The sequence below is a fragment of the Pseudomonas sp. SDT291_1_S447 genome, assembly GCF_054070155.1.
This window is the reverse complement of the sequence record NZ_JBSVXS010000003.1, coordinates 45,473-65,653: the sequence shown is the minus strand read 5'-3', so window position 1 is coordinate 65,653 and position 20,181 is coordinate 45,473. Positions and strand designations below refer to the sequence as shown.

Annotated in this window: 17 protein-coding genes; 9 read left to right on the top strand and 8 right to left on the bottom strand. The window is 58.3% G+C overall.

Annotated features, from left to right (window positions below; all coding sequences use genetic code 11):
• Positions 1–26: 26 nt before the first annotated feature.
• The gene (locus tag ACW9IR_RS02115; RefSeq protein ID WP_008084359.1) at positions 27–914 is read right to left on the bottom strand and encodes a lysophospholipid acyltransferase; all 888 of its coding nucleotides are present in this window, start codon (positions 912–914) and stop codon (positions 27–29) included.
• 40 nt (positions 915–954) lie between these two features.
• The gene (locus tag ACW9IR_RS02110; RefSeq protein ID WP_102902532.1) at positions 955–1,512 is read right to left on the bottom strand and encodes a DNA-3-methyladenine glycosylase I; all 558 of its coding nucleotides are present in this window, start codon (positions 1,510–1,512) and stop codon (positions 955–957) included.
• A gap of 81 nt (positions 1,513–1,593) precedes the next feature.
• On the opposite strand from ACW9IR_RS02110, the gene glyQ reads away from it, so the two are divergent.
• From glyQ to ACW9IR_RS02090, 4 genes are all read left to right on the top strand, one after another.
• On the top strand, positions 1,594–2,547 hold the full coding sequence (gene glyQ / locus ACW9IR_RS02105) for a glycine--tRNA ligase subunit alpha (RefSeq protein WP_025112261.1): 954 nt from the start codon (positions 1,594–1,596) through the stop codon (positions 2,545–2,547).
• Positions 2,544–4,598: a glycine--tRNA ligase subunit beta gene (glyS, locus tag ACW9IR_RS02100; RefSeq protein ID WP_457461434.1), complete on the top strand. Its 2,055-nt coding sequence runs from the start codon at positions 2,544–2,546 to the stop codon at positions 4,596–4,598. The genes glyQ and glyS overlap by 4 nt, the downstream gene beginning before the upstream one ends.
• A gap of 4 nt (positions 4,599–4,602) precedes the next feature.
• Positions 4,603–5,142, top strand: coding sequence for a D-glycero-beta-D-manno-heptose 1,7-bisphosphate 7-phosphatase (gene gmhB / locus ACW9IR_RS02095; RefSeq protein WP_457461433.1), 540 nt, complete (start codon positions 4,603–4,605; stop codon positions 5,140–5,142).
• Between the two features lie 83 nt (positions 5,143–5,225).
• Positions 5,226–6,005, top strand: a complete 780-nt coding sequence (locus tag ACW9IR_RS02090; RefSeq protein WP_095119689.1) for a lysophospholipid acyltransferase family protein — start codon at positions 5,226–5,228, stop codon at positions 6,003–6,005.
• Between the two features lie 168 nt (positions 6,006–6,173).
• Here ACW9IR_RS02090 and ACW9IR_RS02085 read toward each other — a convergent pair whose 3' ends face one another.
• The gene (locus ACW9IR_RS02085; protein WP_457461430.1) at positions 6,174–7,706 is read right to left on the bottom strand and encodes an ATP-binding protein; all 1,533 of its coding nucleotides are present in this window, start codon (positions 7,704–7,706) and stop codon (positions 6,174–6,176) included.
• A 170-nt stretch (positions 7,707–7,876) separates the two neighbouring features.
• Between ACW9IR_RS02085 and ACW9IR_RS02080 the strand changes: the two genes are divergently transcribed.
• Positions 7,877–8,596: a response regulator transcription factor gene (locus tag ACW9IR_RS02080; protein WP_102902528.1), complete on the top strand. Its 720-nt coding sequence runs from the start codon at positions 7,877–7,879 to the stop codon at positions 8,594–8,596.
• 47 nt (positions 8,597–8,643) lie between these two features.
• On the opposite strand, the gene ACW9IR_RS02075 is transcribed toward ACW9IR_RS02080, so the two are convergent.
• From ACW9IR_RS02075 to dnaA, 5 genes are all read right to left on the bottom strand, one after another.
• On the bottom strand, positions 8,644–10,716 hold the full coding sequence (locus ACW9IR_RS02075; RefSeq protein WP_457461428.1) for a DUF6311 domain-containing protein: 2,073 nt from the start codon (positions 10,714–10,716) through the stop codon (positions 8,644–8,646).
• 197 nt (positions 10,717–10,913) lie between these two features.
• The gene (gyrB, locus tag ACW9IR_RS02070) at positions 10,914–13,331 is read right to left on the bottom strand and encodes a DNA topoisomerase (ATP-hydrolyzing) subunit B (RefSeq protein WP_007911885.1); all 2,418 of its coding nucleotides are present in this window, start codon (positions 13,329–13,331) and stop codon (positions 10,914–10,916) included.
• A gap of 5 nt (positions 13,332–13,336) precedes the next feature.
• The gene (recF, locus tag ACW9IR_RS02065) at positions 13,337–14,440 is read right to left on the bottom strand and encodes a DNA replication/repair protein RecF (protein ID WP_003220208.1); all 1,104 of its coding nucleotides are present in this window, start codon (positions 14,438–14,440) and stop codon (positions 13,337–13,339) included.
• Positions 14,441–14,454: 14 nt separating this feature from the next.
• Positions 14,455–15,558: a DNA polymerase III subunit beta gene (dnaN, locus tag ACW9IR_RS02060; RefSeq protein ID WP_007911887.1), complete on the bottom strand. Its 1,104-nt coding sequence runs from the start codon at positions 15,556–15,558 to the stop codon at positions 14,455–14,457.
• Between the two features lie 39 nt (positions 15,559–15,597).
• The gene (dnaA, locus tag ACW9IR_RS02055) at positions 15,598–17,127 is read right to left on the bottom strand and encodes a chromosomal replication initiator protein DnaA (RefSeq protein ID WP_034152191.1); all 1,530 of its coding nucleotides are present in this window, start codon (positions 17,125–17,127) and stop codon (positions 15,598–15,600) included.
• Positions 17,128–17,694: 567 nt separating this feature from the next.
• On the opposite strand from dnaA, the gene rpmH reads away from it, so the two are divergent.
• From rpmH to yidC, 4 genes are read left to right on the top strand one after another with little or no spacing between them, the layout of a single operon-like run.
• Positions 17,695–17,829 carry a 50S ribosomal protein L34 gene (rpmH, locus tag ACW9IR_RS02050; protein WP_003213577.1) on the top strand — a complete coding sequence of 45 codons (135 nt, stop codon included), beginning with the start codon at positions 17,695–17,697 and terminating at the stop codon, positions 17,827–17,829.
• Positions 17,830–17,845: 16 nt separating this feature from the next.
• Positions 17,846–18,247: a ribonuclease P protein component gene (gene rnpA, locus ACW9IR_RS02045; RefSeq protein WP_457461483.1), complete on the top strand. Its 402-nt coding sequence runs from the start codon at positions 17,846–17,848 to the stop codon at positions 18,245–18,247.
• On the top strand, positions 18,240–18,485 hold the full coding sequence (yidD, locus tag ACW9IR_RS02040; RefSeq protein ID WP_010465488.1) for a membrane protein insertion efficiency factor YidD: 246 nt from the start codon (positions 18,240–18,242) through the stop codon (positions 18,483–18,485). The genes rnpA and yidD overlap by 8 nt, the downstream gene beginning before the upstream one ends.
• A 2-nt stretch (positions 18,486–18,487) precedes the next feature.
• Positions 18,488–20,170 (top strand): membrane protein insertase YidC, encoded by a 1,683-nt coding sequence (gene yidC, locus ACW9IR_RS02035; protein WP_102902525.1) that lies wholly within the window; start codon positions 18,488–18,490, stop codon positions 20,168–20,170.
• Positions 20,171–20,181 lie beyond the last annotated feature (11 nt).

Genomic DNA, 20,181 nt, shown 5'->3' with positions numbered 1-20,181 from the left:
GTTATCCACAGATCATGCCAATCAGCTCAATACCAGCGCTCTTCGCCCGGCGGACGCTTTTTGAAGCGCTTCATGCTCCACATGTACTGGCTCGGATACGCCGCCACATAACGCTCGACCACTTTGCTCATGGCCGCGCAGGACTCGGCAGTATCGGTGCTGTACATGGCTTCCGGCGCGGCTTCGAGGATGACTTTGTAGCCAGAACCGTCGGGCAGGCGCAGCGCATGCAGGAACACGCCGACGGCTTTGCCACCCGCCAACATGTTCGGTACGAATTTGCTGGTCAGCGCTTGAGTGGCGAAGAACGGCACGAAGATCCCGGCGGATTCGGCCGGTTCCGGGTCAGCAGGAATGCCCACTGCACCACCCTTGCGCACTTCCTTGATGACACTGAGGATGCCTTCCTTGGTGGAAGCAGCGACTTTGTTGCCCAGTTGCACGCGCTGTTTGCGCAGCAATTCATCCACAGCCTTGAGCTTCGGCGGGCGATAGAAAATGATCGGTTTGCACTGGCTGCAATAGAAGTGGTTAAGCACTTCCCAGTTGCCCAAGTGGCTCGTGATGCCGACCACGCCTTTGCCCGAGGCCAAGGCATCTTTCAGCACATCGAGACCCTCGACTTCGCGCACCAGATCGATCGAACGCTGCGCCGGCCAGATCCACGCGCAGGCGCTTTCGGTCAGCGACTTGCCGATGTCTTTCAGGCTCTGCCCGACCAGACGCTCACGCTCGGCCGGGTCCATCTGTGGAAAACATTTCGCAAGGTTGATCCGCACCACGTCGCGGGAGCGGTTGGGGGTTTTCCACATGATCCAGCCGATCGCCGAACCCACGGCCTGCACGGCCCGCCATGGCAGCAGGGCAAACAGCCGCAGAGCGCCTACCAGCAAGGCGCCTTTAAACTTTTCCACAGGTCACTCCTGATCTTGTGCGGTGCGCGAGGCGGCCATTCTAACCGCCGTTGACGAGCTGCGCGTAGCGGTCGCAGTCCTGGGTGTGGTCCATGACCATGCCCGAGGCCTGCATCAGCGCGTAGCAAATGGTCGGGCCGACGAACGTGAACCCGGCCTTTTTCAAGGCTTTGCTCATCGCCAGCGCTTCGGGAGTGATCGCCGGGACTTCGCTGCGATCCTTGAAATGATTGATGATCGGTTGGTCGTTAACGAACGACCAGAGGAACGCCACCGGATCCTCCAGCGCCAGCCAGGCCTGGGCATTACGCCGGGCGGCGTTAAGTTTGAGGCGGTTGCGGATGATCCCCGGGTCGAGCATCAATTCGTCGATTTCGGCGTCGCTCATCTGCGCCACGCGCTGTACGTCAAAGCCGAACAGCACCTCGCGATAACGCTCGCGTTTGCGCAGCACGGTGATCCAGGACAGCCCGGCCTGGAACCCTTCGAGCAAAAGCAACTCGAACAAACCCTGCGCATCGCGTAGCGGCGTGCCCCACTCCTGGTCGTGATAAGCCATGTACAGCGGATCTTCGGTACACCAAAAGCAGCGTGGCATAAGGCTCCAGGGGGCGTGCGCAGCAATGAATCGGGTATACTCCCGCTCTTTAAATCGCAGCCCAAGAAACAGGTGAATTTCGTGAGCCAGCCTACGCCAGCCGTGCGTACCTTCCAAGACTTGATCCTCGCGCTCCAGCAATACTGGGCCGAGCAAGGTTGCGTGGTACTTCAGCCCTACGATATGGAAGTAGGCGCCGGCACTTTCCACACCGCGACCTTCCTCCGCGCCATCGGCCCGGAAACCTGGAACGCCGCTTACGTGCAGCCAAGCCGCCGTCCGACTGACGGCCGTTACGGCGAAAACCCTAACCGTCTGCAGCACTACTATCAGTTTCAGGTCGTCCTGAAGCCGAACCCGGACAACTTCCAGGAACTGTACCTGGGCTCGCTCAAGCATGTCGGCCTCGACCCGCTGGTCCACGACATTCGCTTCGTCGAAGACAACTGGGAATCGCCGACCCTCGGCGCCTGGGGTCTGGGCTGGGAAGTCTGGCTGAACGGTATGGAAGTGACCCAGTTCACTTACTTCCAGCAGGCGGGCGGCATCGAGTGCTACCCGGTGACCGGCGAGATCACTTACGGTCTCGAGCGTCTGGCCATGTACCTGCAAGGCGTGGATTCGGTCTACGACCTGGTCTGGGCTGACGGCCCGATGGGCAAAGTCACCTACGGCGACGTGTTCCACCAGAACGAAGTGGAGCAGTCCACTTACAACTTCGAACACGCCAACGTCGACAAACTGTTCGAACTGTTCGACTTCTATGAAAGCGAAGCCAAGCGCCTGATCGAACTCGACCAGCCGCTGCCGTTGCCGAGCTACGAAATGGTGTTGAAGGCTTCGCACACCTTCAATCTGCTGGATGCGCGCCGGGCAATCTCGGTGACCGCGCGTCAGCAATACATTCTGCGCGTACGCACCCTGGCGCGTTCCGTTGCGCAAGCCTACCTGCTGGCTCGCGCCAAGCTGGGCTTCCCGATGGCGACCCCGGACCTGCGTGACGAAGTACTGGCCAAGCTGGAGGCTGCACAATGAGTGCGCAAGATTTTCTGGTTGAACTGGGCACCGAAGAACTGCCACCGAAAGCCCTGAACACCTTGGCTGAAGCGTTCCTCGCCGGTATCGACAAGGGCCTGCAAGCCGCTGGCCTGAGCTACGAAAGCAAAACCGTCTACGCCGCGCCGCGCCGTCTGGCTGTGCTGATCACCGCGCTGGCTACCCAGCAACCGGATCGCAGCATCAACCTCGACGGCCCGCCACGTCAGGCGGCGTTCGACGCTGAAGGCAATCCAACGCAAGCAGCACTGGGCTTCGCCAAGAAGTGCGGCGTCGATCTGAGCGAAATCGATCAGAGCGGCCCGAAACTGCGTTACAGCCAGAGCATCGCCGGCAAGCCGACCGCGAGCCTGCTGCCGACCATCGTCGAAGATTCGCTGAACGACCTGCCAATCCCGAAACGCATGCGTTGGGGTGCGCGCAAGGAAGAGTTCGTGCGTCCGACCCAGTGGCTGGTGATGCTGCTCGGTGACCAGGTCATCGATTGCACCATCCTCGCGCAGAAGGCTGGCCGTGACTCCCGTGGTCACCGTTTCCATCACCCGCAAAGCGTGCGCATCGGTTCGCCGTCGAGCTACCTCGCCGACCTGCGTGCCGCTTACGTACTGGCCGACGCCAACGAGCGTCGCGAAATCATCAGCAAGCGCACCGAAGAGCTGGCCACCCGTCAGGAAGGCACGGCAATCGTTCCGCCGGCACTGCTCGACGAAGTGACCGCGCTGGTTGAATGGCCGGTGCCGCTGGTGTGCTCGTTCGAGGAACGTTTCCTCGATGTGCCGCAAGAAGCGCTGATCACCACCATGCAGGACAACCAGAAGTACTTCTGCCTGCTGGATGCCGACGGCAAGCTGCTGCCACGTTTCATCACTGTGGCCAACATCGAAAGCAAAGACCCGCAGCAGATCATCGCCGGTAACGAGAAAGTGGTTCGCCCACGCCTGACCGACGCCGAGTTCTTCTTCAAGCAAGACAAGAAGCAGAAACTCGAAGCGTTCAACGATCGCCTGAAGAACGTGGTGTTCCAGGAAAAACTCGGCAGCGTCTACGACAAGGCCGAGCGCGTATCGAAACTGGCTGCGTACATCGCCGCACGCATTGGCGGCAACGCTTCGTGGGCTGCCCGTGCAGGCCTGCTGTCGAAGTGCGACCTGGCCACCGAAATGGTCGGCGAGTTCCCGGAGATGCAAGGTGTCGCCGGTTATTACTACGCCCTCAATGACGGCGAACCGGAAGATGTCGCGCTGGCGCTGAACGAGCAGTACATGCCACGCGGTGCCGGTGCAGAACTGCCAGCGACCCTGACCGGTGCAGCCGTTGCGATCGCTGACAAGCTCGACACCCTGGTCGGTATCTTCGGTATCGGCATGCTGCCGACCGGCAGCAAAGACCCGTATGCCCTGCGTCGTGCGGCACTCGGCGTGCTGCGTATCCTCATCGAGAAGAAACTCGATCTGGACCTGAACGACGCTGTGGCTTTCGCCGTGGCCGCGTTCGGTGCCAAGGTCAAGGCTGCCGGCCTCAACGAAGCCGTGCTGGAATTCATCTTCGACCGTCTGCGTGCGCGTTACGAAGACGAAGGCGTTGAAGTGGCCACTTACCTGTCGGTCCGTGCTTTGAAGCCGGGTTCGGCGCTGGACTTCGATCAGCGTGTGCAAGCGGTGCAGGCCTTCCGCAAACTGCCGGAAGCGGCTGCGCTGGCGGCGGTGAACAAGCGTGTATCGAACCTGTTGAGCAAACTCGAAGGCGCGGTGCCGACCGAGGTGCAAGCCAAGTACTTCGACAACGCCAACGAGTTCTCGCTGTACTCGGCGATCCAGCAAGCGGATCAAGCGGTACAACCGATGGCTGCGGCGCGTCAGTACAACGAATCGCTGGCACGCCTGGCGGCATTGCGTGAGCCGGTGGATGCGTTCTTCGACGCGGTGATGGTCAATGCCGACGACGCCAATGTGCGGGCCAACCGTTACGCGCTGCTGGCGCGTCTGCGTGGTCTGTTCCTCGGTGTTGCCGACATTTCGCTGCTGGGTTGAGGGATTGCTGTTGAAACTGCTGATTCTCGATCGGGACGGAGTGATCAATTACGACTCCGACGCTTACATCAAGTCAGTGGCGGAGTGGATTCCGTTGCCCGGCTCGATCGAAGCGATTGCGCAGTTGAGCAAGGCCGGCTGGACGGTGGCGGTCGCCACCAACCAGTCGGGCATTGCTCGCGGCTATTACGACCTCGCCACCCTCGACGCCATGCACGCGCGCCTGCGCGAGCTGGTCGAGGAGCAGGGCGGTGAAGTCGGGCTGATCGTGTATTGCCCGCATGGGCCGGACGAAGGCTGCGATTGCCGCAAGCCGAAACCGGGGATGTTGAAAACCATCGCCGCGCATTACAACGTCGAGCTGGCCAATGTCTGGTTCGTCGGCGACAGCCTTGGTGACCTGGAGGCCGCCAAAGCCGTCGATTCACAGCCAGTTTTGGTAAAGACCGGAAAAGGCGCAAAGACTCAGGGCAAAACCCTGCCGGTTGGCACTCTGATTTTTGACGATCTGGCGGCGATTGCCGCAGAACTTATCCACAACTAGAGTACTTCTGAAGTTCCTGACCAGGGATTGATCGGGAGTGCGCTTGAACACTCGGGCATTGCCCCGTAACGGTAAACGTCACTATGTCGATACTGCGGGCCATCAGGATTTTTCTCTTTTACCTGCTGCTGGGCACCACTTCCCTGCTGTGGTGCAGCTTGAGTTTTTTTATCGCGCCGTTTTTGCCATTCAAGGCGCGTTATCGTTTTATCAACGTGTACTGGTGTCGCTGCGCCTTGTGGTTAACCAAGGTGTTTCTCGGTATCCGTTACGAAATCAAAGGCGCGGAAAACGTGCCTGACCGGCCCTGCGTGATTCAGTCGAACCACCAGAGCACTTGGGAGACGTTTTTTCTCTCCGCTTATTTTTCGCCGCTGAGCCAAGTGCTCAAGCGCGAATTGCTTTACGTGCCGTTCTTCGGCTGGGCCATGGCCATGTTGCGGCCGATCGCGATTGATCGCGACAACCCGAAAGCTGCTTTGAAACAAGTCGCGGCGAAGGGTGATGAGCTGCTCAAGGACAACGTCTGGGTGCTGATCTTCCCGGAAGGTACACGCGTTCCCTACGGCACTGTCGGCAAATTCTCCCGCAGTGGCAGCGCTTTGGCGGTGAATGCGGCGCTTCCGGTGCTGCCGATTGCACACAATGCCGGCAAATTCTGGCCGAAAATCGGCTGGGGCAAAAAGTCCGGTGTAATCACTGTGGTCATCGGTGAACCGATGTATGCCGAAGGTACTGGCCCTCGCGCCGTCGCCGAGCTTAACGACCGGGTGCAAGCCTGGAACGAGAAGACCCAGCGCGAAATGGGCTCACTGCCACCGGCCCCGCAGGCACCGGCCGCAAGTGATCAGATCGCTGTCTGAGATTTTGTGGATAACCTGTGTACGGTTTTGTTGAAAACGCTTGAATATTGAAATTAAGTGATTGATTTACTTATATATTTCTCAAGCTCATAAAACACCGTAAAAGGTGCATAAGTTTTTTTCGGAAGTAAAAGGACCGGCTGATATAGCCGGTTTTTTTGTGCCTGCTCACTCCGGGGTCAGTGGAATTTCGAGGAGGAATGTAGTGCCTTGATCGACCACGCTATGGCACTCGATTGCGCCGCCATGATGATCGACCACCGCTTTGACCATCGACAGACCCAGGCCTACGCCATCAATGCCTTCTGCAGAAGAAAAACGTCGATACTGGCTGAACAGATCGGGTAATTCTTCGGCAGCAATGCCTTTGCCTTGATCGATCAGCTCACACTGCAACCATTCTTCGTCGCAGCGCACGTTCAGCTTTATCGTAGTGTAGGCCGGGCTGTACTTGATCGCGTTTTCCAGCAAGTTGAACAGTGCACGGGTCAGCAAGCCCTGGTCAGCATTGATCAGGCGCTCCTGGCATCGCTCATCCATGTCATGCAACAGTTCGATGCGTTTTTGCTGGGCAATCGGCAATGCTTGGTCCATGACGTCGAGCACCAGCATCGCGAACAGCGTCGGCTGAAATTGGTAAGTCTCGGATTCGGCCCGCGCCAGCAAAACAAATCCATCGGTCAGATCGAGTGCGCGGCGTACCTGCCGTTCGATCTGCTCGAACAACGGTGAATCCGCCCCGGCCTGATGGCGGTGAACGTCCAGCAGCGCAAGAATCGCCGAATGCGGTGCGCGCAGGTCGTGAGACAGAAAACGCAGCAACACACTGCGTTGCTCCTCGGCGGCACGTTCGGCACTAAGGTCCGTGAGGCTGAGCAGCCATCCGATTGGCGTATCTCCATCCACCGGTAGTAAAGCCGCACGCTCTAGCCGCAAGCTGCGTTCCTTGTAATCGCGAAACTCCAGCAGCGGCATGAGCGACAGTGACGGGCGTTGCTCTGTGGACAACTCCGGGTAACCGAGTCGAGCCAGTTGATCGAGAACGTCGTCACCTACCAGATTGTTGTCGAAGAGCTGACGAGCTTTGCGATTACCGAGCAGGATCTGCCCTTTTGGATCGCTGATCAGCGTGGCGACGGGCAAGTATTCCAGTCCATCAGCAATGAAACGCCGAGTATCACGAGTACGGCTCATGGCCTGTTCAAGCGCCATGATTTGCCCCTGCAGGCGATCGGCGCCGGTGAATTGCGTGCGGCGGCGTTCGGGGAAAACTTTCGGCTCGCTATCGAGACGCGCCAGTTCCCAGCCAAAATAAGTCAGCACCACGCTCAGGCGTCGCCAGTTCCAGATCAAATAGCCGAACAATATGCCGAGCGCCGCCGGGGTCGGTGACCACCAGTGCCGGATCTCCGCCAGACCCGCGCTGCTCAGCAACACGCACGCCACCCCGCCCAGAGTCACCCAGATCGCCCAGCGCGGCCGCCATAGCAGCAAACCGAGGACGCACGCCACCAGCCCCACCGAGAGCAACGCGCTCCAGCCCGGCACGACGTCGTGCAGGTTGGTCTGGGCGCGATACGAAGACAGCGCAGTCAGCGGCAACAGAACTAGACTTATCCACAACCACTCACGCACCAGCCGTCGAAACAGGCGCTGGACCTGACTCGGCTCGCGACTTTCACGCCGACGCGGGTTATTCATGGCAAACAGGGCAGGGGGCAGTGAATGGTTTCATGGGTCACAGGTCTGAAGACGTAGATCCGAAGAATCATAGCGGACGTTGATCGACGGCGGACGGCTTACTTTTTCAATGCACAGGCCAGCCCGTTAAGGTTGCCGGCCACTGCCCAAGCAACAAGGAACCCACGCGTATGCGCGTTGCGATACTGGACGATGAACCCGCCGAACTGCGCCGGGTCGAGCAAACCCTGCAGCAAATGGCTGCTGCAGGGGACCAGCCATGGTCACTGCACAGCTTTGAACGGGGAGAGGACCTGTTGCGCCAGCTGCGCCGGGACACTTTCGACCTGCTGATCCTCGACTGGCAACTGCCCGACCTGACCGGCTTGGCGCTACTGCGCTGGACCCGCGAACACATGGAGTCGCCGCCCGCCGCGATCATGCTGACCAGCCGCGACGGCGAAAGCGACATCGTCCAGGCCCTCAATGCCGGTGCCGACGATTACGTCAGCAAACCGTTCCGCCCCAATGAGCTGAAAGCCCGAGTCGCCGCCGTGCTGCGCCGGCACAGCCAGCCACGTAGTGCCGCCGCCGAAGTGTTGAGTTTCAATGACCTGATCTTCGATGACGCCGAACTGACCGTCACCCGCGACCTTAAACCCATCGTCATGACCGAGCGCGAATACCGCCTCGCTCGCTGCCTGTTCAGTAATCTGGGGCGGCCGTTGTCGCGTGAATACCTATATGAGCGGTTCTGGCCCCACGAAGAGGCGGTCTCTTCGCGACCGCTGGATACGCACATCTACCGTCTGCGCAACAAACTTGGGCTGACGGCGGAGCGGGGCTGGCAACTGCTGACCATTTACGGGTATGGATATCGGCTGGAGAGTGTCACGGCAACGAGCGAGTGAAGAGGGCAGGCCAACGGCATTGCGTTGGCCCTGGCTGGCACCAGTGATCAATGAAAGGTCAATGCCAGCAATCCAATCGCCAGTTTGCGGATGTCTTCTCCCCAGCCGAGATCATGCGGACTGACTGCCAGCGGAAAATGCAGCTGGATACGCAGCACACCTTGTTGCGCGACGAGGGCCTGCACCTCGGCAGGCAGGTTGATATTGATTGTGTTGCTGGTGGCGTTGGTCAGGCTGGCAGAGATTACCGGCACGTTATTGATGCTGATATCCACCGTTTGGCGCGGCGTTCTCTCAGACAGGAACGCGTTGGTTTCAAGCGTCAGTGAACTCACGCCAGCCTTGGGGCGCAGGATGATCTCGGCATCCGGCCCGACCGATCCGGTGCCCCAGGCCTCGGCAAACCACCAGCCTTTTCCAAGTGCAGCCGTGCCCCGACTCCCCTCCACAAACTGCAGCTTTTCGCCGGCGTCGAATGAAGGGATCAAATCCCGGGGGGCACCGGCCATGAGTGGCAGACAGTCAGTGCAGCGCTTCCAGCCCGGGGCCAGCACATGGAAGCCGTCAATCCTGGCCAGCATATCGCTGTCGTCATCCACGTTGAGCGCCGCTTGCAGCGCTGACCGCTGCTCAAGCACGTAGAGGGTATCGCGCTCATACTTGCCGGAGTCGATGGTTCTGGCGGCAGTACGCTGCAGATCCTCCTGCGCTTGCGCACTCACTCGGCCCAGGTACACCGCATCGGTGGCGAGATGATTCCGGCCCGCGTAATCGGAGAGGGTCATCCAATGAGTCGTCAGGTTCTGCGGAATCACGTAGCGGACCTTCTGATAGTGCGCTGCCGCGCTTTGCCAGAACGGATTGACCATCGGGGTTTTCCAGGTCGCAGCAGGTGTGACCATCTGCTGCCGGCGTATGCCTGCCCAACCGGCACGGGTGTCGAAGACCTGTACCAGAAGGGCTGTCACCAGCAGCAACAGCGCAGTCCGTGGCGCCGCGTTACGCGCGATCAGGAACACCACCGCAAAGATCGCCGCGTACATGACCGGCCAGATCATCCGCCCCGAAGCGCGGAAAATACCGGCCATGGAAATGACGGGGTCAGGCAACCAGTAGACGAACTCGAGCGGTCCGACGCCGATCCTGTTGGAGAACGCAAAAAGCATCAGTCCAAACAGTGCCAGCAGCAATAACCAGCGTTTGCGCATCGTTGCAACGATCTGGCCTTCGCCGGAGCAAATGAACCACAGCGCGCAAACGAGCAGAAACATCACCCCCAGCCCCGGGAAAGCCATGCCGGCCGAATCCCCAGGTACGCCAGGTATATCGCCGAGGACGCGAGACCATCCAGCGGGGTCGAAAAACGTCAGCACGTTGGCGCGAAACAATCCGAATCCGAATGAAGCCAGTCCCTCACCTTCAACGGTGAAATAGCCTGCTTGCCAGCAACACACCCCGGTCAGCAACAGCAGGCCAACCAGCTCGACAAACGCCTTTTTCAGCAGCAGCTGCCGCCTCAATGATTGGGCCAGCAAGTCGGCGAGCCAGATCAAGCCAACCATTGCCAACAGATAAGCGTGTATCAAGGCCGCGACCGCCAGCAACGTGCCCCAGGCCGGACAACGCCGCTCGACATGAGGGCGCAGGGCCAGATACAGGGCGGCCAGGATCAGGAAGTGCCCGGCGAGGGATAAATGCTCTGCCATCCGCGAAATCAGCGCCGGGTTGAACAGAAACAGTGCCGCCCCCAGCAAACGCAGCGCAATGTTGGCGGTGGCCAGGCCCATCAGCTTCCAGGCAAACCAGCCCTGCAACACAAAACACAACAACAGCCACAGGCCAAAGTACTGGAAAGGCTCGGGAAGCCATGCGGCAAAGGGTTTGAAGATCAACGCCAGCAGCGGGTTCGAATCCGAGTAGATGATCGCGCTGCTCAGCTCCAATCCATACGAAGGATTGAGCCCCAGCGGCAACGACCAGGGCGAATGCCTGAAAAACACCCAGCCAAGGTAGTGTGTTGCCGGATCACCGCTGCCCAGCCACGCAATGTTTTGCGGGTTTAGCGCCCTTGGACCGATGACGATAAAAAAGGCCAGAACCCCCAACAGCAGGGGCAGCACACTGACCGATAGACGTGTGACGGAATCCTTCCTTACGCATTGATGAGTCAATTGATTGCTCTTTTTTTAGTTGTTTTTCTACAATCTGGCCGCCGCCTGTCTGCGACGAAAGAGCCGCATCGTATCGCGCTTCAAGACGAAATTGAACGCAAAAAAAAGCCCGCTTGCGCGGGCCTTTCCTGTGCGGAGTCGGCAACCTAGAAGTCCAGATTGGATACCGCGAGAGCATTGCTCTCGATGAAGTCACGACGAGGTTCGACCGCATCACCCATCAGGGTGTTGAAGATCTGGTCTGCGCCAATGGCGTCTTCGATAGTGACTTTCAGCATGCGGCGCACGCTTGGGTCCATGGTGGTTTCCCACAGCTGATCCGGGTTCATTTCGCCCAGACCTTTGTATCGCTGGATGGTGTGGCGCTTGGTGCTTTCCGCCATCAGCCAGTCCAGTGCTTCCTTGAACTCGGTGACCGCTTTCTTGCGCTCGCCACGCTGGATGTACGCACCTTCGTCGAGCAGGGTGCTCAGTTGAGCGCCGAGGGTGACGACGGTTTTGTAGTCGTTGCTGCCGAAGAAGTCGCGGTTGAAGGTGACGTAGTTCGACAGACCGTGGGAGATCAGTTCGACCTCTGGCAGCCAGACGCCACGTTCACGGTCTTCACGCAGGCTGGCCTTGTAGACCAGACCGGATTTTTCAACGGTGCGCAGACGCGCTTCGTACTGGGCCAGCCACTCTTGCATTGCTGCGTGGTCGCCAAGCTTTTCCAGGCTCACGGCCGGCAGGTAGATGAAGTGCTCGGTCAGCTCCTGCGGGTACAGGCGCGACAGACGCTTGAGGGTCTTCATCACCATGCGGAAGTCGTTCACCAGACGCTCGAGCGCTTCACCGGAAATGCCCGGGGCTTCTTCGTTCAGGTGCAGGCTCGCATCTTCCAGGGCCGACTGCGTCATGTACTCTTCCATGGCGTCGTCGTCTTTGATGTATTGCTCTTGCTTGCCTTTCTTGACCTTGTACAGCGGTGGCTGAGCGATGTAGATGTAGCCACGCTCGATCAGCTCCGGCAACTGACGGAAGAAGAAGGTCAGCAGCAGGGTACGGATGTGCGAACCGTCAACGTCAGCATCGGTCATGATGATGATGTTGTGATAACGCAGCTTGTCGATGTTGTACTCGTCGCGACCGATACCGCAGCCCAGTGCGGTGATCAAGGTGCCCACTTCCTGGGAAGAGATCATCTTGTCGAAACGCGCTTTCTCGACGTTGAGGATCTTGCCCTTCAACGGCAGGATGGCCTGGGTCTTGCGGTTACGTCCCTGCTTGGCAGAGCCGCCCGCAGAGTCACCTTCCACGAGGTACAGTTCGGACAGCGCCGGATCTTTTTCCTGGCAGTCAGCGAGCTTGCCCGGCAGGCCGGCGATGTCCAGCGCGCCTTTGCGGCGGGTCATCTCACGGGCCTTGCGCGCAGCTTCACGGGCACGCGCAGCGTCGATCATCTTGCCGACGACCAGCTTGGCTTCGTTCGGGTTTTCCAGGAGGAAGTCGGAGAAGTACTTGCCCATCTCCTGCTCGACCGCGGTCTTCACTTCGGAAGACACCAGCTTGTCTTTGGTCTGCGAGCTGAACTTCGGATCCGGCACTTTCACCGAGATGATCGCGGTCAGACCTTCACGGGCATCGTCACCGGTGGTGGCGACTTTGTGCTTCTTCGCCAGACCTTCCTGCTCGATGTAGTTGTTCAGGTTACGCGTCAGTGCAGAACGGAAACCCACCAGGTGAGTACCGCCGTCGCGCTGCGGAATGTTGTTGGTGAAGCACAACAGGTTCTCGTTGAAGCTGTCGTTCCACTGCAGGGCGATTTCCACGCCGATGCCGTCTTCACGCTGGATGTTGAAGTGGAACACCTGGTTGACCGCAGTCTTGTTGGTGTTCAGGTATTCAACGAACGCACGCAGGCCGCCTTCGTACTTGAACAGCTCTTCCTTGCCACTGCGCTCGTCCTTGAGGACGATGCCGACACCGGAGTTGAGGAAGGACAGTTCACGAATACGCTTGGCGAGGATGTCCCAGCTGAAGTGAATGTTCTTGAAGGTTTCGCTGGAAGCCTTGAAGTGGATCTGGGTACCGGTGGTTTCACTATCGCCAACGATGGCCATCGGCGCCTGAGGTACGCCGTGGACGTAGGTCTGTTCCCAGATCTTGCCGCTGCGGCGAACAGTCAGTACCAGCTCTTCGGACAGCGCGTTCACTACCGACACACCTACACCGTGCAGACCGCCGGAAACTTTGTAGGAGTTGTCGTCGAACTTACCGCCAGCGTGGAGGACGGTCATGATGACCTCGGCGGCGGAAACGCCTTCCTCTTTGTGCACGTCTACCGGGATGCCACGGCCGTTGTCTTTAACGGTGATGGACTCATCCGGGTGGATGATGATGCTGATGTCGTCGCAGTGGCCGGCGAGGGCTTCGTCGATCGAGTTGTCGACCACCTCGAACACCATGTGGTGCAGACCGCTGCCATCGTCGGTGTCACCAATGTACATACCGGGACGTTTGCGTACGGCATCCAGGCCTTTCAGCACTTTAATGCTCGTTGAGTCGTACGTATTTTCTTCGCTCAATGCCTTCACTCCCGATGGTCGTGGGTCTGGGTGATACGGCCCTGTTCCACGTGGAACAAAGCGACTGGCGTTTCCGTCTGCCAGCCTTCCCTCAATAATTCGTGATCTACACAGGTGATAAACACCTGGCAGCGTAAGTCTTCCAGCAAGCGGCACAGCGCGCGACGATGGCTCTCGTCCAGCTCGGACGGCAAGTCATCCACCAGATAAATACACTGACCGCGTCGGGCCTGGCTGACCAGATGCCCTTGGGCAATCCGCAGTGCACAGACCACCAACTTCTGCTGACCCCGGGACAAAATGTCCGCGGCGTTGTGTGCGCCCAATCTAAGACGCAAATCAGCCCGTTGTGGTCCTGCCTGGGTATGACCCATTTGCTGGTCCCGTTGCACGGAACCGGCGAGTACGGCGCTCAACTCCCGGTCTTTGTCCCAGCCTCGGTAATAGCTGAGCGTCAAACCTTCGAGCTCAACCAGTTCGCTCAAGGTTTGTTCAAAGACTGGTTTCAAGGCTTTGATGTAAGCGCGGCGGTATTCATCGATTTCAGCGCTGGCCTGGCACAGTTCCCTGTCCCAAACCGCTTGCGAAACGGCGTCAAGTGTACCATGCCGCAGCCATGAGTTTCTCTGGCGCAAGGCCTTCTGCAAACGCTGCCAAGTGGCCATGAAGCGCGGCTCAACGTGGAACACGCCCCAGTCGAGAAACTGCCGGCGAATCTTCGGCGCGCCTTCGAGCAGGCGGAAGCTGTCGGGGTTGATCAACTGCAGCGGCAGGATCTCCGCCAGTTGCGCAGCGCTGCGGGCGTTCTGGCCGTCGATGCGGATCTGGAACTCACCCTGACGATCGCGCGAGATGCCCAAAGCGCTATGCCCACCCTCGGCCAGTTCGACCTGACCGAACACGGTACAGGCGAGCTGCTCATACTGGATGACCGGCAAAAGCCGCGTGCTACGAAACGAACGGGCAAGCCCCAGCAGATGAATGGCTTCCAGAACACTGGTTTTGCCGCTGCCGTTGGCGCCGTAAAGGATGTTGATGCGGGGGGAGGGGGAGAAGGTCACCGGGTGCAGATTGCGCACCGCGGTGACCGAAACACGACTTAAGGACATCCAGGGTCAGCTGATTACAGACGCATCGGCATGACAACGTAAGCCGAATCGTCGTTGTCGGACTCTTGCACCAGCGCACTGCTGTTGGAGTCGGACAAAATCAGGCGAACCTGCTCGGTGGTCATCACGCCCAGCACGTCAAGCAAATAGCTCACGTTGAAGCCGATTTCCAGCGAACCGCCGTTGTATTCAACGCCTACTTCTTCTTCCGCTTCTTCCTGCTCCGGGTTGTTGGCCTGGATCTTCAACTGACCGCTGGCCAGTTGCAGACGGATACCACGGTACTTCTCGTTGGACAGAATAGCGGTACGGCTGAACGCTTCACGCAGAGCCTGGCGATCGCCCAGTACCAGCTTGTCGCCGCCCTTCGGCAGAACTCGCTCGTAGTCCGGGAACTTGCCGTCAACCAGTTTCGAGGTGAAGGTGAATTCACCGGTGGTCGCACGGATGTGATGTTGACCCAGGACGATGCTGACATTACCGTCCGGCTCGGTGAGCAGACGTGCCAGTTCAAGGATACCTTTGCGCGGCACGATCACCTGATGGCGATCAGGCTGGCCGATATCGGCTTTCATCGAGCACATGGCCAGACGGTGACCGTCGGTGGCCACGGCGCGGATGATGCCTTCGGACACTTCCAGCAGCATACCGTTGAGGTAGTAACGCACGTCCTGCTGGGCCATTGCGAAGCTGGTGCGTTCGATCAGGCGACGCAGTTTGCTTTGCTCAAGGCTGCAGGTCAGCGAGCCCGGACCTTCTTCAACGGTCGGGAAATCGTTGGCTGGCAGGGTCGACAGGGTGAAACGGCTACGGCCAGCCTTCACCACCAGCTTCTGCTCGTCGACCTTGATGTCGATCAGCGCATCGTTGGGCAGGCTTTTGCAGATATCCATCAGCTTGCGCGCAGGCACGGTGATGGAACCTGTTTCCGCCGGCTCCTCAAGTTGCACACGACCGACCAGCTCGACTTCCAGGTCGGTACCGGTCAGCGACAGTTGCTGGCCTTCGACTACCAACAGCACGTTGGACAGTACCGGCAAGGTCTGTCGACGCTCGACGACGCCTGCGACCAGTTGCAGGGGTTTCAACAGGGCTTCGCGTTGAATGGTGAAATGCATGGTCTAGTCCCTTGCCTTAATAAGCTGCGCTGGTGTTCATCAAGTGGTCAGTGTACGCAGCAGGTTCTTGTAGTCCTCGCGGATGTCCGCGTCGGATTCCTTAAGTTCGTTGATCTTGCGGCAGGCGTGCAACACGGTGGTGTGGTCACGGCCGCCAAACACATCGCCGATTTCCGGCAGGCTGTGGTTGGTCAGTTCCTTGGACAACGCCATGGCCACCTGACGCGGACGCGCTACCGAGCGCGAACGGCGCTTGGACAACAAGTCCGAGATCTTGATCTTGTAGTACTCGGCGACGGTGCGCTGAATGTTATCCACAGAGACCAGTTTGTCTTGCAGCGCCAACAGGTCTTTCAGGGATTCGCGAATCAGCTCGATAGTGATGTCGCGGCCCATGAAGTGCGAGTGGGCAATCACGCGTTTCAGCGCGCCTTCCAGCTCTCGGACGTTGGAGCGAATACGCTGGGCAATGAAGAACGCAGCGTCATGCGGCAACTCGACTTTGGCCTGGTCGGCCTTCTTCATCAAGATCGCGACGCGGGTTTCCAGTTCCGGCGGCTCGACGGCTACCGTCAGGCCCCAACCGAAGCGGGATTTGAGGCGCTCTTCAAGGCCTTCGATTTCTTTCGGGTAGCGGTCACTGGTGAGAATGACCTGCTGGCCACCTTCAAGCAGGGCGTTGAAGGTGTGGAAAAACTCTTCCTGCGAGCGCTCCTTGCGAGCAAAGAACTGAATGTCGTCGATCAGCAAAGCATCCACCGAACGGTAGAAACGCTTGAACTCGTTGATCGCGTTCAGTTGCAGCGCCTTGACCATGTCGGCGACGAAACGCTCGGAATGCAGGTACACGACCTTGGCATTCGGGTTCTTCTTTAATAGGTGGTTACCCACCGCGTGCATCAAGTGGGTTTTACCCAGGCCGACACCACCATAAAGGAACAGTGGGTTGTAGCCGTGCTTGGGGTTGTCCGCCACTTGCCAGGCCGCCGCGCGGGCGAGCTGGTTGGATTTACCTTCGACGAAGTTTTCAAAGGTAAAGGTGCGGTTCAGATAGCTCGTGTGCTTGAGCGCACCTTCGACCTGCACGGTGCGCTGTTCGGCACGGACCGGGGCCTGTTGCGAAGCAGCCCCGGACATCGGGTCGAAACTGTCGCGAGACGGTTCATCGCTGACTTCAGGGCTTTTCTGCGTTGAACGCTTGGCTGCCGGGGCTGACGTCTGGGTGGGTGCCGGCGTACTCACAGGCGTGGCATTTGCCTGGGCCTGCTGGGAAACCTGCGCGGCTGCAAGCGGCGCGTTCGGTGCGGCACGCGGAGCGGAACTGCGTTTGCTGCCTATCAATAAGGAAAGCGCAGGCGCCATGCCGTTGCCGTGCTCATCCAGCAGTTCAAGGACGCGGCCCAGATACTTTTCGTTGACCCAGTCCAGCACAAAACGGTTCGGTGCGTAGACGCGCAACTCGTCGCCTTCGGCTTCGACCTGTAGTGGACGGATCCAGGTGTTGAATTGTTGGGCAGGCAGCTCCTCGCGCAAAAGCTCCACGCACTGCTGCCAAAGTTCCACTGACACGGATATCCCCTAAGTTGAAAGCCGGTGAGGCAAAAACAAGCGGCCATTGTAGCGGCGAGCCGTCCACTTATCCACATGCAGGTTGCCGGGTGAGCATGATTTATCAATGCGTTAAATCAGAAAAAGGCGACCAACGGTGTGTGAATAAGCTCTGTGGATAACCGCCTCTAAGGGCACTGGACAAGTAGGGGTTGAACTCGGTGGATAACCTGCCTGTGGATAACAGCCCATTCCACGCACAGGTTATCCGATGGCGCAGCACAGGCTGAACACGGTTTTCCACTGTAGTTGTCATTCTCTGTACATCAGGTAAAACATGGGCCGGTGTCACTTATCCACAGAAGAAGGTTTGCCTAGCTTTTATAAGCTTTACAGAAAAGCTTTAAATAATTCCCTTCTTTATTTTTATGTATGGAGAGCAGGTGATCAGGCAAAGAACACCTCGAGATCTATTTATAAGGAAACGTTGGTTGGAAATTGACCTGAAGGCTTGCTTTCTCTAGAATCCCCGGTCTCTTAAAACGGGGGCCATTCCGGCCCGTTGTGGACGAACCAGGTAACACGACAATGAAACGTACTTTCCAACCAAGCACTATCAAACGCGCTCGTACCCACGGTTTCCGTGCTCGCATGGCTACCAAGAACGGCCGCGCAGTCCTGTCGCGTCGTCGCGCCAAAGGTCGTGCGCGTCTGGCAGTTTGATAATCCGGTACTGGAGGTGAGTCAGGACTTCAGTCGGGAAAAGCGTCTGCTTACCCCCCGGCATTTCAAGGCAGTCTTTGACTCCCCTACCGGCAAGGTTCCGGGGAAAAATCTCCTGCTCCTTGCACGCAACAACGATCTTGATCACCCCCGTCTCGGGCTGGTTATCGGGAAAAAGAGCGTAAAGCTCTCCGTTGAGCGCAATCGCCTCAAGCGTTTGATGCGCGAATCGTTCCGTCTGCACCAGGATTCACTGGTCGGCTGGGATATCGTTATCGTCGCGCGCAAAGGTCTGGGCGATGTAGAAAACCCCGAATTGATTCAGCATTTCGGCAAGCTCTGGAAACGCCTGGCACGCAGCAAGCCGGTTCCGGAAGTCAAAACCGAAGCTGTAGGGGTAGACAGTACCGATGCGTAAACTGGCCCTCGTTCCGATCCAGTTTTATCGCTATGCCATTAGTCCTTTGATGGCCAGCCACTGTCGCTTCTACCCCAGTTGTTCCTGCTACGCGTATGAAGCCATTGAAAATCATGGCCTTCTGCGCGGTGGCTGGCTGACCTTTCGTCGTTTAGGTCGCTGTCATCCGTGGAATCCCGGTGGTTATGACCCGGTTCCACCTATCCCTACCTCCCGTTCTTCTTCGATGGCCGAGTAATCATGGATATCAAACGCACGATCCTGATCGTCGCCCTGGCAATCGTGTCCTACGTTATGGTTCTTAAATGGAACCAGGACTATGGCCAGGCTGCCCTGCCGACTCAGAATGTTGCTTCCAGTACGACTACATCCGGTTTGCCGGACACCGCCACTGGCAATAATGCTGCCGCCAGTGACGATATTCCGCGCGCCGCTAGCGATACCAGCGCACCTGCCGAAACTCCGGTAGCCGCCAGCAAGGATCTGATCCAGATCAAAACCGACGTGCTCGATCTCGCGATCGATCCACAAGGTGGCGATGTTGCTCAACTGACCTTGCCTTTGTATCCACGTCGTCAGGATCGTCCTGATGTTCCGTTCCAGCTGTTCGATAACGGCGGCGAACGTGTTTATCTGGCACAAAGCGGTCTGATCGGCACCAATGGTCCTGATGCAAATCCGGCCGGTCGTCCGGTCTACTCCGCGGAGAAGAAGACTTATCAACTGGCTGACGGTCAGGACCAACTGGTCGTCGACCTGAAGTTCAGCAAGGACGGCGTCAATTACATCAAGCGTTTCACTCTGAAACGCGGCCTGTATGACGTAGCCGTTTCCTACATTGTGGATAACCAGAGCGCTCAGCCCTGGAATGGCGCGATGTTCGCGCAGTTGAAGCGCGATGCTAGCGCTGATCCTTCGTCCACAACCGCTACTGGCACCGCGACTTACCTGGGCGCCGCCCTGTGGACAAGTTCGGAGCCTTACAAAAAAGTGTCCATGAAGGACATGGACAAGGCACAGCTGAAAGAAACCGTCACCGGTGGTTGGGTAGCCTGGCTGCAACACTACTTCGTGACTGCGTGGATTCCGGCCAAGGGCGAAAACAACATCGTCCAGACTCGTAAAGACAGCAAAGGCAACTACATCATCGGTTACACCGGTCCAACACTGACCGCTGCTCCGGGTGCCAAAGTTGAAACCAGCGCTGTGCTGTACGCCGGTCCGAAAAGCCAGGCTGTATTGAAAGAGTTGTCCCCAGGTCTGGAACTGACCGTCGACTACGGCATTCTGTGGTTCATTGCCCAGCCAATCTTCTGGCTGCTGCAACACATCCACGCCATTGTCGGTAACTGGGGCTGGTCGATCATCTTCCTGACCATGCTGATCAAGGGTATTTTCTTCCCTCTGTCGGCTGCCAGCTACAAATCGATGGCGCGCATGCGTGCTGTCGCGCCGAAACTGGCTGCTCTGAAAGAGCAACATGGCGATGACCGGCAGAAAATGTCGCAAGCCATGATGGAGCTGTACAAGAAAGAGAAGATCAATCCGCTGGGCGGCTGCTTGCCGATCCTCGTGCAGATGCCGGTTTTCCTTTCGCTGTACTGGGTTCTGCTGGAAAGCGTGGAAATGCGCCAGGCGCCGTTCATGCTGTGGATCACTGACCTGTCGATCAAGGATCCGTTCTTCATCCTGCCGATCATCATGGGCGCAACCATGTTCATCCAGCAGCAGCTGAACCCGACTCCGCCGGATCCGATGCAGGCGAAGGTCATGAAAATGATGCCAATCATCTTCACCTTCTTCTTCCTGTGGTTCCCTGCAGGTCTGGTGCTGTACTGGGTTGTGAACAACTGCCTGTCGATTGCACAACAGTGGTACATCACGCGTAAGATCGAAGCGGCGACGAAAAAAGCCGAGGCGTAACTTGCACTGTG